We start from the raw sequence: 14,122 nt of genomic DNA on the forward strand, positions 1-14,122 counted from the left end.
AACTACTTAACGACCACCGTGGCCCCGACCTTCACGCGTTTGTAGAGGTCGATGACGTCGGCATTGCTCATCCTGAAGCAGCCGGAGGACGCAAATTCTCCCACTGTCGACTGCTCGTTCGTGCCATGGATGCGATAGAGCGTGTCGGCATTTCCGCGGAAGAGATAGAGTCCCCGCGCGCCCATGGGATTGAAGGGGCCTGCCGGGACGAGTTCGGGAAGCCCCGGCACCCGCGCCTTCATCTCGGCCGGTGGCCGCCAGTCGGGCCATTCCGTTTTGCGGCCTACCCTGACCACACCGCTCCAGCGGAAGCCGTTGCGGCCGACGCCGATCTTGTAGCGGAGAGCGCGATTGCTCGAGAGGACAAGATCGAGAGTCCGCTTGTCGCTGAGTACGACGATCGTGCCAGGCGGGTAGCTGTGCTCTGCGGTCACAATGGTTGCCGTGCTCGGTCCAAGATCCCGTGGCACTCGATTACTTGCCTCTGCACCGTCCGCGAGGCCGACAAAGCCGAGGATCAACATCGTGCAAATCGCCCATGCGGCGGGTCGCGATGCGCCCCGCTTGCCATTCCGTCCTGGCATACTGCTGTGCTCCGCGCATGCCTTCATCGGACGATCACTCCGAGTTTCCCGACGCCTCGGCAAAAGCGCGAACGATCATTGACTTCGAACGGCAGCACGCCGCGGTTGAGTGCCTCGCTCAGCGTGTCCCAGTCATCGTCAATGAGATGGGCCCGAGTATCCTTGAAAATCTTGTCGACCTGCTGCCGGCGTACCCCCAGGCTGAAGAGCTTGCTGCGATATTTGTTGATGACGACGAAGATCGAATCCGAGCTACCGCGCAGCCGCGCGAGATTGAGGAACAGATCCTTGGCCTGGTGGAGCGCCGGGATCGTCATTTCTGTGACGATCGTGACACTGTTGACCGATCCGAGCACGTCGTCCTTCCACGGCGTGTAGTAGTAAGGCACATCTATGACAGTCTGATCGCTCTCGAAGGCCGCGACATCCAGCATGCGGAGCACCAGTTCCGCTCCCTTCGGCGATCCGAGGACGGAGGGCTGCTTGAAGGACAGCAGTGAAAAGCCGCCGGCATGGCGCTTGCGGACCAGGTCTATGAATTCGAGATCGACGCGCGAAGGATTGGCGACGACCGGCATGAGGTCATAGTCATTGACAAGGTTGAGATAGCGGCCGAGCGACCCGGACGAAAAATCGAGGTCGAACAGATTGACCCGAGGCGCAGAATTCTTCGTTGGCTGTGCGAGGACATGCGCAAGCGACGAGGCGATCACGCTGGCGCCCGCCCCGCCGACCGCCGAAACCACGGCGTGCACGCGGCTTTCATTCGCTCCCGCCGTCGGCGCGTGCGTCGAGATCATGTCGATCAAGGCGCGGCGTTCCAGCGGCTTCTTCAGCCAGTCATTGCCGTTCAGGCGGAACAGAAGCCGCATGCGATCGTTGGCCAGTTCCTCGGAGACGACGACGAGCGGAATGTTGCGGTTGTTGGTACGGAAGGAGAACAGCTCCGGTTGTTGCAGGACCTCGCCATTGTCGACGTCGAGCACGATCATGTCGAACTGCGTCGGGTCGACCCGGCCCTTCTCCACAAGTGCTTTCAGCGCCATGTGGCGTACGTCATAACGCGAAAGCGACCCGAAGGTATCGAGCATGAAGCTTGCGGCCGCCGCGTCGTCTGAAAGGACTAGGATCTTTGTGGTCGCTACGAAGTTCATATGGGCGGTCATCTAGCTTTACCTCGCATTCTCAAGGGTTTAGCACGTCGAGCATGTTTGCAGATCTTCAGTGGTGATCGTCACCGGATGCGCTGGTATGGTGACGTCGTTTAACCCCAGCAGGGCACCGAGGACCGGGAGTTCAAAGGTCACGTCGCGAACCTCGAGCCGCATGGTGAGCACCGGCCCCTCCGGCCGACCCCAATAACCGAGCCCGGAACGCTGATAGGTGACCACCAGATTTTCCGGCTGAATGCGCCAGTTTATGTCGCAGATACCCGGGCGGGCATCACCTGCCACACCGCATGCACCGTCGCTGCCAAGCACGATCCGGCTGAGTTCCGCGGTGCAGTTGGCAAGGTCGGGACCGCAAGTCGACGACACGGTCGCGTCGTTCGGCGTCGCATCGCCATTGTTCAGCGGATTGGCGGCCTCAGTCGGAAACGCCGTGTCAAAGTCGCTGGTCAGCGGGTCGGAGACGGCCGCGAGTCTCGCGCCAAATTGCAGCGCCTTCACCGTCTGGTTCCATTGCGACATGGCAAAACCGAACTCGACGAAGGCTGCAAAGACCAGGAGCACGATCGGAAACGTGATCAGCGCCTCGGAAAGAGCGATGCCGCTTTCGTCCTGGCGTAAACGAGTAAGGAAACGACAGCCTACCATCCCATATACCTCTCTTCGTGCGAGGCGCTGATGGTGATGTTGTCGATGCCGAGCCAGCCGAAGATGGGCGAAGCCTCATAAAGATGTGCCGTCTCTACGGTAAACGTGCCATCGACGCCGACCGCATTGACGGTGATGTCGGCAAGCGTGGGTCCCCAGCCGGGCACCCGCAGCGCCGCATCCGCGGCTGGGCTCTGCGTGCCGTAGAATGCAATCAGTTTCGCGGTCGCCTCCGAGCAGGTCGAGGTGTATGTCGGTGACGTCGGCCGGCAGCGCGAGAGATAGCGACCGGCATCTCGCAGCCCGGCATCGATCTGCATCCGCTCCCAGAAGATATTGCCGAACTCGAGAATGCCCGCGGCAAAGATCGTGATGAAAGGCACCGCGATAAGAGCCTCGGCGAGCACCGCGCCTTCCGAATTCAACCAGAAAGAGAAACAGCGTCGACGGCCGAGGAAGTTCTTGAACCCGTTCATCGGACCAGCTCCGCTTCTTCGCGCAGGAATTCATCGAGTGTGCCGCGTCCGCCCTTGCCCGTGATGTCGATCATTTCCAGCGAAAGGTAGCGCTCGCCACCGTCCTTGATCGCTGGCTTCGTCAGGAACATGCGGGCAAAGGCGACGGACTGGGTTTCCTTGTGGCCGTTCAGGTGTCCGACGGCGTTTTCATAGCCGCAATTTACGATGGCGGCGAAAATCTCGCGGCGATCGCCATAGTCGCCATCCGTGTAGTTCGAAAGATCAGGCCCTGTGTAGCACTGACCGCCGGTCCGAGGCGCGCCAGTCTCGCCGCTGACGGAAGCGTGGTTGAGCAGGGCGGAGTTGTTCAGCTCGTAACGATAGACGTCATAGGCTGAAGGCTGCGAAGGAGAGCCGGTCGGCGACGGGTAGCTCGAATGATTGCTGAGGATCGTGCTGACGGAAGGAGCGGAGGTTCCCTGAGCGACGTTCCAATAGCTGTTGTACTGCCAGTCGTTGCCGCTGCTGATCTTGCCGCCGGCCAGCGAGGACATCGACGCGCCATAACCGAGCGGCACGGCCTTGGTTACGTCGCCGACGGTGCTTCCGCTCATGAGGGGGTTATATTCTCCGCAGATCTTGTTGGCGCCGCCGGTTTGATTCTGTGCCGAGCGCACGTTGCGGGCCGGCCGGTAACGGCCGTCGTCGCGCGCATTCCCGAATGACCCCGAATACATGCCGAAGCGCGTGTTCAGCCCCGCCTCGACCGGTCCGGCCATCGCCCCCGTTTTCGTTTCCAAGGCGTCCTGCTTGTAGCAGACGCCGGGCGAACCGGTGGCCAGCGCTTCGGCAAGCACGCTCGCGCCGTTGCCATAGGTCGCCAGGAAGCCGAAATTGCCGGGTCCAGGCGAAGATGACGAGGTGCTGTGAAGCTCGATCTGGCGGCCGTAGAGATTACCCGCGGCAAAATTCTCGTGAAGGGCATCCGTTGCTGCCTGGTTTCCGGCCTCCGTGGAATTACCGGCCGGCTCGAAAGGATTGCAGATATAGATCGGCGTCACATCGCAAGCGCTCGACCTGTAAACCGCGACCGCCTCGGCTGACACATTGATCGTGTCACGATTGAAGCCAACCGGGATGGGGAAGATCGTCGTCATCGCCTGTGGTTTGGCAACGACCCAGGCGTAGGACGCCTCGTTCGCATCTGCGGCCACCATTGCGTTGGTGATCTCGTCGTCGTCGTCGGCCGGAATTTCCTTGAGATAGGTGACCGTCACCGTGCTCCCGGCATCGTTCCCCGCATCATAAGTGACGGTAACGTGCGAGCCGAGAGACATTCCGTTGCCGCCGCCGCCGAAGGCGGCACTGTTGGCGAGCGCCTCGATTGCCGCGTCGGCGCGGCTGATCGCGTCGTCGCGTCCGTCGAGCTCGCGGGCCCCAGCGAGTGCCATGGCATCAACCGCATTTTGAAGATCGGTGTGAAGGTTGCCTGTGCGTCCTACATCTATGACGAGGAGTGAAAAGCCGAGCAGGAGCGGCATGGAAATCAGCGTCAACGCGATGACGTAACCACGATGATCGTCCCAGAAGCGTTTAATAGCCTTACGCAACAACATTGGCATGCCCCTCGGATCGCGGCGGTTTTCCGCCGAGACTCTCACTCGTCGCCCAAGTCACGTAGCGCGCTTGGGACAACGACATGCTTAAAAAACGAGAACGGGACTTTGGAAATCATGAGCGGCAATTCGCTCGCATCCCGCGTCTCAACTATCGAAATCTATTAGAGTATCGGATCAACTTACTTATAATCTTCGATCGTGCGACCCAAGGTTATCATCCCGGTATTTCTATTCACATTCCGTTCCAGCTCGGTTGCCGTTCTTCAATTCAGCCCGTTGTTACTGCCCCGTCGTTCCGCCCGCTCCATTCGGCGGCGTGGCCACCGGAAGGATAACCGCCGAGGGCGCCGGCGCGCTTGTCTGCCCGCCGCCCTGGTAAGTGCGGATGGCACGATGGATGACCTTGCCGTCGCTGGCGATCCGCGTGTTGTAGGCCGCCCGCGGGAAAGGATCCTGGATATGGATGCCTTTGTTGGCCTCCACCGCATTTCCAGCCCCGAAGGTGATCGTGTCGCGGTGGTTCAAATAGTCAGCGCAGCCCGAGAGAAGACCTGTGGCGGCAAGAACCAGGAGTGCGCGCTTATTTCTTGGAAAGGACAACTGCGCCTCCCACGTCGAGATCGAGACGATGGCCATACGGCCCTTTCACGCCTTCGCCATTGCGGAAGCGGCGCAGCATGTCCTTGTCCACCTCGAGGATACCGAGCGCGAAGAGCTCGACGTCATTTGACGAACGCGTCTGTTCGAGCGGGCTGTAAAGGTCTTCGCCTGGCGTCGACGGCCGCACGATATGCGGGGTAACGACGATGACGAGGTCCGACTCCCTTTTCAAGAAACTCGTCGAGCGAAACAGCGCGCCGATCACCGGAACCTGTCCCAGCCATGGCAATTGCTGAACGTCCTTTGCATTGACGGATTGAAGCAGGCCTGCCATCGCAAAGCTCTGGCCGTCACGCAGCGCGACTGTCGTGCTTGCCGCGCGCGAGATGAAGCCGGGATTGCCGTTGACGTTGATCGAGGTGTCGAGTTCAGAGACTTCGGGCTCGATCTTGAGACTGATCAGGCCGCCATCGAGCACCACGGGCGAGAAGGTGAGCCGCACGCCGAAAGGCCGGTAGTCGGTCTCGGTCGCAAGCGTCGCACCGTTCGCGACCGTTGATTGGATCGGCACCTCGCCGCCGGCGTGGAAGCTTGCGGTTTCGCCACTCATGGCGATGAGGTTCGGCTGCGCCAACCGGCGCACCAGGCCCTTTTGCTCCAGCGCGTTGATGACGATGTCGATCTGGCCGCCGGAAATCTCCAGCACCTTGGCGATCAGCTGACCGAAGGGCTGCATACCGGTCGCGGCACCTGCAGCATCCTCAAGTGTTCGGACAAGCGCGCCGTCGTCATTGACCGAGATGCCTTGACTGGTCGTCGCCTTGCCGATGCCGTTCCGGCCTTGGCCGGACCAGCCGATACCGAGGTCGCGGCCGGTCTGGCGGGACGCCTCGATAACCCGAACCTCCAGCATCACCTGCTGCGAGTCGGCAACACGCAACTGGTTCAGCACCGGTGTTTCGGAATAGGACTGGGCGATCTCGATAACCCGCTGCAGCTCGACGGCGTCGCGGACCGTGCCGGTCAATCGGATGCGATCATTGGAATTGAATACCCGAACCCGTGCTGAAGGTGCGGTGGAGCGGATCGCAGATGCCACTTCGCTGAAATCGGCGGCGACGCGAATATCGATCACGCCGATCAAGGACTTGTTGTCGTCGTAGACGGAGATGTTCGTCGCGCCTGTCTGCTTCCCGCGGATGAACAGCGATTGATCGGAAAGTGGCACCACGTCGATCATCTCGGCGCTGCCGATCACCAGGTCGCCAAAGACCTTGCCGGTCCTGATCGTTACCGTATCGTTTGGCGCGATCGTCACCTGTTGGACCGAGCCGGTCAGGCTGATGAATTTTTCCTGGGCATCGGCGGGGCCAACCAGACCCGGTCCCCAACCACCATAAGCAATTAGCGCCGCGGCTACCGCCGCCAGGGTTCCGGCTCTTGCCGCCCTGTTCCTCATTCCCCTCAACATCCCCGCTCCTGCCTCCGCTCCTCGTTCAGCCACAGCGCCTGCGGGCAAAGCCGCACCCTCTCAGCTCACTGGATGAGACCGACTCGGTGCTCTTCGCGCTTCGTCGAATTCCAGACGCCCACCGTCGCCCATTTCGGCTCTACCGGCAAGAGTGGTTCTGCCTTTCGCTCTGCAATCTGTACCTGTTTTCCATTAACGGGCTGTTTCATCTTGCTTTCGACCGAGTCAATCCGGTTGCCGAGCTCATCGCCAACCTTGCGGACGAGATCCTCGATTGTCGCGAATCGCCCATCGTCGGAGGACTTCGCGAGGTCCGCGGAGATCAAGCCGCCGCCGAGATCGGCAACCGTGATCGGCCGGGTCTGCTCGACATTGGAAGAAGCGATGTTGCGAAGCGTGAGCGACAGCGTGCCGATGCTTGCACCCAGCGTCAGGCGCTGCGCCTCGTCGGTTGTCACCTCGAAGGTGACCGTCTTAACGATGGACGGCTCGTCCTTGCGCTCGTCCGCGATCTGGTCGACCGCCAGCACCTTCACGCCCTGGAGCAGCACGTCGACATAGGTCTGGTCGGTGTTGTTCTGCTGACGCACCACACGGGTCAGGAGAACATCGACACGATCCGACGGACGCACGAAACCGGCAACGCCGAGCACGTCGTTGACGCGGATGGAGACGGCCTTCATGCCCTGGTCGAGCGCTGCAGACAACGTCGCCCGCTCACCGGTGCCGGTGATCTTCGAGGTCAACACCGGCTCGCCGGGGTCGATCGCCTCCATGGCATAGCGGGGCTCCGTATCGTCGCCGAGAACCAACTGAATTGTCTGGAATGAGCCGTCCGGACGCTCTTCGGAGGGCCAGGGGATGGCCTTCAGGTTCTCCGGGCGCACCCGATCGCCAAAGCGCATAGGCTTAGCGGCGACCACGAGCGTTCTCTCCTCGGATTTCGGCGCATTTGCCGCCGCAAGCCGCGCCTGCTGATCGGTGAGATAGGTCCGGGTCGCAAAAACCGCGACGCCGGCGAGCAAAATGGCAACAGAAAGACTAATCATCGTCGAGGAGCGCACGGCCGATACTCCATACGAAATCGAAAATACTTTTCGACAATTGTTTAAAATATAGGAGAGGGGTTAATTAACCCCTCTCCTCATTGCTGATGCATTCAGGGGGTCGTAGTGCCACCACCGCCAGTGCCAGCACCGGCAGCCACAGCCGCGTCATCCAATCTCAGGAAAAATCCGCCCCAGCCGTTCCACGCAGTGGCAAGGTTGCCGCCTGCGGCGGTAACGGCGGCAATGACACCGCCGACGAGCAGGCCAAGGAGAACCAGGTATTCCGACAGCGCAACGCCATCTTCTTCCTGTGCGAAAGCGGATACATTAGATACAAAAGCTTTCATCGAAATATCTCCAAAATATATTACGCGTGCCGCAATTTTCCCCCGGCCGCGCCGCCGTCGAGACCATCTCTCCGACTGGGTTGATTAATAAACGGTTAACTACTAAAACGTCAATCATTATATTTAGCCAATTTCGGAGTCTATAGTTTATGGTTAAAATGCAAAACGGAACTGCTCTGTTTTAATAATCAATATAGCAGTATTGTACTAAGACAAAATGGGTTACATATTGGGCACCTACTAACCCAAATGGGTTAGAAAATCTCGAATTCTTCTTGAAGACCAGCAATTTCGATCACGCGTATGGAGTATGAACAAAGATGATCGGGAACATCAACATTGCAATTGTGGCATCGGTATTACTCCTCCTCTATGCCGCCTGGAGCGACTTCCGTCACTGGAAAATACCGAATGCGATCGTCCTTGCCCTCATCGCCGTCTATGCGGTCGGCGCTTCCATGACACTTTTGACGACCGAAGACGTCGGCGCCGTGCTCTTCTCCTCGGACGGCATCGGCGGCGATATTGCGGCCGGCCTCCTGCTCTTCGCCCTCGGCTTCGGCCTCTGGTCCTTCCGGCTCTTCGGCGCCGGTGACGCCAAGCTTTTTCTGCCGATCGGGTTCTTCGTGGGCTGGCACGGCATGCTGCCCTTCGCGGTCTTCCTGCTAATCGGCGGCATCGCGGCACTGTTGATCCTCAAAGTGCCGATGCCGCTGCAGCTGGCGCACCTTTCGGTGGTGATGCGACTGGAGGAGATCCGCACGACGCGCAAGATCCCCTACGGCGTCATAATGGTTGCTGCGGCGCTCCCCGTGATGGCCCTGCGGTCAGGCTTCGCCTGAGTGTGCTAAGCATATGCCCGCGGCGGAGTGATACCGCACGCAACACGATCAGGGCTTAAGCGGATGTGGGCGCCGCCGGCCGCATGCCTAATAATTTAGCTTAGTCGGGCGTCAGCCGGCCTTGCTGAAGGCGCCGAGTTTCTCCGGCTGGGCGAGACCGTCGAGCCACCCGGTGTCGAGCTTCGGCACGGAGGCGAAGAGGAGTTTGGAATAGGGGTGCTTTGCCCCGTTCGCCAGGTCGGACGAGGCAAGCTGTTCGACCTTCTCGCCCGCATACATGACGATGACCTCGTCGCAGATCGCCTGAACCGTCGACAGGTCGTGACTGATAAACATGTAGGAAAGGCCGAGCTCGCGCTGCAATTCCTTGAGGAGATCGATGATCGCAGCGGCGACGACGGTGTCGAGCGCCGAGGTGATCTCGTCGCAAAGAATGAGCTTCGGTTCGGCGGCGAGCGCCCGGGCGAAGTTGACGCGCTGCTTCTGGCCGCCGGAGAGCTCCGATGGCCGGCGGTGGCGCAGGTTGCGCGGCAGGCGCACCATGTCGAGCAATTCGTCGATGCGGGTGCTGCGCGCCCTTCGATCCATGCCATGGTAGAAGGCGAGCGGCCGGTCGAGAATGTCCTCGATCGACTTTGCCGGGTTGAGCGCCGTATCGGCATATTGGAAGACGATCTGCATCTCGCGCAGCTGTTCGCGCGAGCGCTCGCGGGCGCTTCGGCCGAGCTCGCGCCCCTCGAAGGCGATGTTGCCGGCGACTGCCGGCAGGATGCCGGCGATGGCGCGGGCAAGGGTCGACTTGCCGCAGCCCGATTCACCGATGATGCCGAGATTGCGCCCCTTCTCCACCTTGAGAGAGACATGTTGAACGGCGCGCACGAGCGGCAGCCCGTCTGCCTGGCGCGGCCCGTAGCCGGCGACCAATGTGTCGATCTTCAGAAGCGGCGCCGGTTGAGACTCGGCGGGACCGGCCGCGCCTCGCGGCTTCGGCTCGAAGGCGTCGAGCAACTCGCGCGTATAGGGGTGCTTCGCATCGTTGAGGATTTCGTTGGTGGTGCCGGTCTCCTGCATTTCGCCGCCCTTCAGCACGACGATGCGATCGGCGATCTGGGCGACCACGGCGAGGTCGTGCGATACATAGACGCCTGAAATGCCGCCGGCCTTCATGACGGACTTGAAGGCGCGCAGCACTTCGATCTGGGTCGTCACGTCGAGCGCGGTGGTCGGTTCGTCAAAGATCACCAGCTTGGGATCGCCGATAAGGGCCATGGCGGCGGAGAGCCGTTGCAACTGTCCGCCGGAGACCTGATGCGGATAGCGGGCGCCGATCGTCTCCGGTTCGGGCAGCGACAACGCCCGGAAGAGATCGACCGCCTTGGCGCGCGCCTCATCGGGCGACATCAGATGATGAATGCGGGTGATCTCGATCACCTGGTCCATGATGGTGGCGGCCGGGTTGAAAGCGGCAGCGGCCGATTGCGGCACATAGGCAACCTCGGTGCCGCGGACGCGGGCGCGCTCCTTTTCGCTGAGCGCGACCATGTTCTTGCCGGCGACGGAAACGCTGCCGCCGGAAATGCGGCAGCCGGGCCTGGCGTAACCCATCAGGGTCAGGGCGATAGTCGTCTTGCCGGAGCCGCTCTCGCCGATCAGTGCGACGATCTCGCCATCGGCAATGTCCAGGCTGATGCCCTTGATGATCTCGACCCGGCGTCCGGAATCGGTGGTGGCCTCGACCTTCAGGTCACGGATTTCGACGAGGTTTGCCATTATGCGCGGTCCCGGATTTTCTGCGGCAGGTTGTCGATCAGCAGATTGACGCTGATCGTCAGGCTGGCGATCGCAAGCGAGGGAAAGATGACCGCCGGCGCCCCGAAAGGCAGGCCGCCGATATTCTCGCGCACCAATGCGCCCCAGTCGGCATAGGGCGGCTGGACGCCGAGGCCGAGGAAGGAGAGGCCGGAGAGCAGGAGCACGATGAAGACGAAGCGAATGCCGAGATCGGCGAGCACCGGCCCGGCGATATTCGGAAGGATTTCCGAGCGGATCAGATAGAGGGTGCTTTCACCGCGGATGCGGGCAACGGTGATGAAGTCCATCGCATTGATGTTGACGGCGAGCGCCCGGGCAAAGCGGTATGCACCGGGAATGTAGATCACCGAGAGCGTCAGGATCAGCACCGGAATGGAGGAGCCGACGGCGGCGACGACGACGAGGCCGAAGAGCTTGCTCGGGATCGAGTTGAGCGCGTCGAGCAAGCGGCTCAGAATCGTATCGAGCCAACCACCGGCGACCGCTGCGATCATGCCGAGCACCACGCCGGAGAAGCAGGCGATCGTCACAGCCGCAAGCGAGATGCCGACCGTGTAGCGGGCGCCCATCAGGATTCGCGAAAGCATGTCGCGGCCGAGATAGTCGGAACCGAACCAGAAGTCGCGGCTCATCGGCCCGAAGTAGTCGAGGTCGACGATCTCACCCACCGGGTAGGGGATGATCAGCGGCGCGAAGACCGCGACAAGTGCCCAGCAAAGGATGATCGCGAGACCGATGACCCCGACGATGTTGAACCGATAGCCGAGCCGGGTTCCGGGTGTCCGGGTAGAAGTGGTCGAAGTGCTCGAATGGGTCATTGTCATCGAAGCCTCGGATTGGAAAGGATGGCGATGATGTCGGCCGTCGTGATCAGCAACAGGTAGCCGAGGCAGAAGATCATCGCGCAGCTCTGGATCAGCGGCAGGTCGCGGGTCGCCACGGCATCGACCATCAGCTTGGCGATGCCGGGATAGTTGAAGATCGTCTCGACGATGATGACGCCGCCGAGCAGATAGGAAAGCGAAAGCGCAACGGCATTGACGATCGGCCCCAGCGCATTCGGGAGGGCGTGGCGAAGCACGATCCGCGGGCGGGAGGCGCCCTTGAGGAGCGCCATCTCTACATAAGGCGTGTTGAGCGTCTCGATCACCGCCGCACGAGTCATGCGGATCATCTGGGCGGAGATGACGAAGGTGAGGGTGATCACCGGCATGGCGTAGATGCGCAGCATGTCGGCCAGGCCGTGGACCTCGTTGGCGAAGGAGAGTGCGGGAAGCCATTTCAGATAGACGGCGAAGATCAGCACGGCCGAGGTCGCTATCATGAATTCCGGTACGGAGATGACGCCGATCGTCAGCACCGTGACGGCGCGGTCGTAGAGCGAGCCGCGCAGCATCGCCGCGCTGATCCCGAGCGTCAGCGCGATCGGCACGGAGAAGAGCGCGGTAACCCCCGCAAGCTTCAGCGTATTGATGAAGCGCCCGGCGATCAGATCGGCGACCGGCATTTCGTTGGCGTAGGAGGTTCCGAGGTCGCCCTGCACGAGGCCGACGATCCAGCGCAGGAACCGGAAGAGCGCCGGCTCGTCGAGATGCATGGCCTTGCGCAGACCTTCAACGGCTTCCGGTGTGGCGGCCTGGCCGAGCAGGATGGTTGCCGTGTCTCCGGGCAGGAGCGTCGTCGCGAAGAAGACGGCGAAGGAGACGATCACCAGCGTGATCATGGCGATGAGCAGCCTGCTCAGCACAAGCGATAGGACACGGTTGTTCACGCGCGCTTCCTTTCGGCATTCGAACCCACGTTAAACGAAGCGAAAAACCGGTCCGGGGGCTGCTCACGGTTTCCTTGCAGAGGAACCGACAGCAGCCCCCGGACCATCGCTTCATCAGGCTTCGAGCCAGACATACTCCGCGAAGGCATAGCCCATCTGGCCGCCAAGCGGATTGGCTTCCAGGCCCTTGAGCTTGGCGGTGGTAGCGTCAACGTTGGAGATGTAGGCCGGAATGATGGTGCCGGCTTCGTTGGCGACCATCACCTGCATCTCGTTATAGATTTCCTTGCGCTTCTCCTGATCGAGCGAACCGCGCGCCTCGATCAGCATCTTGTCGAACTTCGCGGACTTGTACTGGCTCTCGTTCCACGGGGCTTCCGAAGTATAGAGCAGCGAAAACAGGATGTCAGGCGTCGGGCGCGGGTTGATATTGCCGAAGTGGACCGGCGCCTTCAGCCAGTAATTGTCCCAGTAACCGTCTGCCGGAACGCGCTGGACGTCGAGCTTCAAGCCGATCTCGGCAGCGGAGGCCTGGATGATCATCGCCATGTCGATCGAGGATGTCGCCGCATCGGAGGCGACCACCGGGATCGACTGGCCGAGCACGCCGGCTTTCTCGAAATGGAACTTCGCCTTCTCCGGATCGAAGGCGCGCGGCTTCAGCTCGGCATTGCGGTAGAAGTTGGCCGGGGAAACCGGCTGGTCATTGCCCACTTCACCCAGACCCCGCAACGCCGACTTGACGATCTGCTCGCGGTTGACGAGGTACTTCATGCCTTCGATGAAGTCGCGCTTGTTGCCGGGCTCCATGTCCATTCGCATGTTGAGGTTGGTGTAGTTGCCGGAGGTCGTCTTCGACAGGACGAAGCCGTCACCCTGGCTCTCGACAAGGCGCATGGAACGCGGGTTGATCGAGGCGGCGAGGTGGATATCGCCAGAAAGCAGTGCGTTGACGCGGGAACTGTCATCGCTGATCGCGAAATACTCGAAGGAATCGACGTTCGGGCCGGATTTCCAATAATTCTTGTTCTTGATGCCGACCGAGCGCACGCCGGGCTCGAAGACTTCCCTGACGAAGGCGCCGGTGCCGTTGCCCTTGGAGAAATCCGTGGTGCCATCGGCGACGATCATGAAGTGATGCATCGACAGGATGGTCGGCAGGTCGGCATTCGGATCGGCAAGCGTGATCTCGACCGTCTGCTTGTCGACCGCCTTGAAACCGGTCATCTGCGCGGCAATCTTGGCGACCTTCGAGCCGACCGACGGGTCGAGATGGCGTTTCAGCGAGAAGATCACGTCTTCTGCGGTCAACGGCTTGCCGTCATGGAATGTGACGCCGCTCTTCAGCTTGACGGTCCAGGTCTTCGCGTCCTTGGATTCGATCGCGTCGGCAAGCTCCATCTGCGGCGTGCCGCTCTTATCGAGGAAGGTGAGGCGATTGTAGAAGGAGCAGCAGCGCACATAGTCGGTGGAGAGCGAGGCTTTAGCCGGGTCGAGCGTGTCGGCGGTGGAGGCCGACCAGCCGGCAGCTCTGAGCGTACCGCCGGTCACCGGCGTTGCGGCAACAGCATTCCCGGCCCGGCCGAGCACGAGGCCGCCGGCCGACATTGCCACGCCGCCGGCAAGCAGCATCTGCAGGAGCTCGCGGCGGGTGGCGCCGCGGCGAATGGCGCTTTCGACGACTGCGTCGTCTCTCTTGGTCCAGTTCGTGATCTTGTCGTTCATAGCGTTCCCCTTTCGTGGTGGTTACTT

14 protein-coding genes are annotated in these 14,122 nt (G+C 61.2%); 1 reads left to right on the forward strand and 13 read right to left on the reverse strand.

The genetic code is table 11. From position 1 onward, the window contains the following. Positions 1-2: 2 nt before the first annotated feature. The 9 genes from USDA257_RS14410 to USDA257_RS36935 all read right to left on the reverse strand — a co-directional run bounded on the left by USDA257_RS14410 (position 3) and on the right by USDA257_RS36935 (position 7,945). A complete protein-coding gene (locus USDA257_RS14410; protein WP_048657393.1) occupies positions 3-524 on the reverse strand; it encodes a L,D-transpeptidase in 522 nt (173 codons plus the stop codon). 83 nt (positions 525-607) lie between these two features. Further along, positions 608-1,750 (reverse strand): pilus assembly protein, encoded by a 1,143-nt coding sequence (locus tag USDA257_RS14415; RefSeq protein WP_014763708.1) that lies wholly within the window; start codon positions 1,748-1,750, stop codon positions 608-610. Between the two features lie 27 nt (positions 1,751-1,777). After that, positions 1,778-2,401: a TadE/TadG family type IV pilus assembly protein gene (locus tag USDA257_RS14420; RefSeq protein WP_014763709.1), complete on the reverse strand. Its 624-nt coding sequence runs from the start codon at positions 2,399-2,401 to the stop codon at positions 1,778-1,780. Then, complete coding sequence (locus tag USDA257_RS14425) at positions 2,395-2,877, reverse strand: TadE/TadG family type IV pilus assembly protein (protein ID WP_014763710.1); 483 nt, start codon at positions 2,875-2,877, stop codon at positions 2,395-2,397. The genes USDA257_RS14420 and USDA257_RS14425 overlap by 7 nt, the downstream gene beginning before the upstream one ends. Next, positions 2,874-4,475: a TadE/TadG family type IV pilus assembly protein gene (locus tag USDA257_RS14430; protein WP_014763711.1), complete on the reverse strand. Its 1,602-nt coding sequence runs from the start codon at positions 4,473-4,475 to the stop codon at positions 2,874-2,876. Before USDA257_RS14430 ends, USDA257_RS14425 begins: the two co-directional genes overlap by 4 nt. A gap of 282 nt (positions 4,476-4,757) precedes the next feature. Then, positions 4,758-5,114 (reverse strand): hypothetical protein, encoded by a 357-nt coding sequence (locus USDA257_RS14435; RefSeq protein WP_014763712.1) that lies wholly within the window; start codon positions 5,112-5,114, stop codon positions 4,758-4,760. After that, positions 5,059-6,549: a type II and III secretion system protein family protein gene (locus tag USDA257_RS14440; protein WP_041414230.1), complete on the reverse strand. Its 1,491-nt coding sequence runs from the start codon at positions 6,547-6,549 to the stop codon at positions 5,059-5,061. Before USDA257_RS14440 ends, USDA257_RS14435 begins: the two co-directional genes overlap by 56 nt. 65 nt (positions 6,550-6,614) lie before the next feature. Next, positions 6,615-7,613 carry a Flp pilus assembly protein CpaB gene (gene cpaB, locus USDA257_RS14445; RefSeq protein WP_014763714.1) on the reverse strand — a complete coding sequence of 333 codons (999 nt, stop codon included), beginning with the start codon at positions 7,611-7,613 and terminating at the stop codon, positions 6,615-6,617. A gap of 95 nt (positions 7,614-7,708) precedes the next feature. Beyond that, positions 7,709-7,945, reverse strand: coding sequence for a hypothetical protein (locus USDA257_RS36935; RefSeq protein ID WP_014763715.1), 237 nt, complete (start codon positions 7,943-7,945; stop codon positions 7,709-7,711). 320 nt (positions 7,946-8,265) lie between these two features. Here USDA257_RS36935 and USDA257_RS14455 point away from each other — a divergent pair, with 320 nt between their 5' ends. Beyond that, positions 8,266-8,787 (forward strand): prepilin peptidase, encoded by a 522-nt coding sequence (locus USDA257_RS14455; protein WP_014763716.1) that lies wholly within the window; start codon positions 8,266-8,268, stop codon positions 8,785-8,787. A gap of 111 nt (positions 8,788-8,898) precedes the next feature. Here the strand turns inward: USDA257_RS14455 and USDA257_RS14460 are convergent, their stop codons facing one another. The 4 genes from USDA257_RS14460 to USDA257_RS14475 form a co-directional block, all read right to left on the reverse strand. Next, positions 8,899-10,557: an ABC transporter ATP-binding protein gene (locus USDA257_RS14460; RefSeq protein ID WP_014763717.1), complete on the reverse strand. Its 1,659-nt coding sequence runs from the start codon at positions 10,555-10,557 to the stop codon at positions 8,899-8,901. Next, positions 10,557-11,423 (reverse strand): ABC transporter permease, encoded by an 867-nt coding sequence (locus tag USDA257_RS14465; protein ID WP_014763718.1) that lies wholly within the window; start codon positions 11,421-11,423, stop codon positions 10,557-10,559. Before USDA257_RS14465 ends, USDA257_RS14460 begins: the two co-directional genes overlap by 1 nt. Then, on the reverse strand, positions 11,420-12,370 hold the full coding sequence (locus USDA257_RS14470; RefSeq protein WP_014763719.1) for an ABC transporter permease: 951 nt from the start codon (positions 12,368-12,370) through the stop codon (positions 11,420-11,422). Before USDA257_RS14470 ends, USDA257_RS14465 begins: the two co-directional genes overlap by 4 nt. A gap of 114 nt (positions 12,371-12,484) precedes the next feature. After that, on the reverse strand, positions 12,485-14,095 hold the full coding sequence (locus tag USDA257_RS14475) for an ABC transporter substrate-binding protein (protein WP_014763720.1): 1,611 nt from the start codon (positions 14,093-14,095) through the stop codon (positions 12,485-12,487). Between the last annotated feature and the right edge of the window lie 27 nt (positions 14,096-14,122).

This window comes from Sinorhizobium fredii USDA 257 (genome assembly GCF_000265205.3).
In the GTDB taxonomy this organism is placed as follows: Bacteria; Pseudomonadota; Alphaproteobacteria; order Rhizobiales; family Rhizobiaceae; genus Sinorhizobium; species Sinorhizobium fredii_B.

Coding starts and splice junctions, on each gene's coding strand:
- USDA257_RS14425 (WP_014763710.1), bottom strand. CDS start 2,877: ATGAACGGGTTCAAGAACTTCCTCGGCCGTCGACGCTGTTTCTCTTTC.
- USDA257_RS14440 (WP_041414230.1), bottom strand. CDS start 6,549: ATGTTGAGGGGAATGAGGAACAGGGCGGCAAGAGCCGGAACCCTGGCG.
- USDA257_RS14420 (WP_014763709.1), bottom strand. CDS start 2,401: ATGGTAGGCTGTCGTTTCCTTACTCGTTTACGCCAGGACGAAAGCGGC.
- USDA257_RS14435 (WP_014763712.1), bottom strand. CDS start 5,114: ATGGCCATCGTCTCGATCTCGACGTGGGAGGCGCAGTTGTCCTTTCCA.
- USDA257_RS14465 (WP_014763718.1), bottom strand. CDS start 11,423: ATGACAATGACCCATTCGAGCACTTCGACCACTTCTACCCGGACACCC.
- USDA257_RS14415 (WP_014763708.1), bottom strand. CDS start 1,750: ATGACCGCCCATATGAACTTCGTAGCGACCACAAAGATCCTAGTCCTT.
- USDA257_RS14430 (WP_014763711.1), bottom strand. CDS start 4,475: ATGTTGTTGCGTAAGGCTATTAAACGCTTCTGGGACGATCATCGTGGT.
- USDA257_RS14475 (WP_014763720.1), bottom strand. CDS start 14,095: ATGAACGACAAGATCACGAACTGGACCAAGAGAGACGACGCAGTCGTC.
- USDA257_RS14460 (WP_014763717.1), bottom strand. CDS start 10,557: ATGGCAAACCTCGTCGAAATCCGTGACCTGAAGGTCGAGGCCACCACC.
- USDA257_RS36935 (WP_014763715.1), bottom strand. CDS start 7,945: ATGAAAGCTTTTGTATCTAATGTATCCGCTTTCGCACAGGAAGAAGAT.
- USDA257_RS14455 (WP_014763716.1), top strand. CDS start 8,266: ATGATCGGGAACATCAACATTGCAATTGTGGCATCGGTATTACTCCTC.
- USDA257_RS14410 (WP_048657393.1), bottom strand. CDS start 524: ATGTTGATCCTCGGCTTTGTCGGCCTCGCGGACGGTGCAGAGGCAAGT.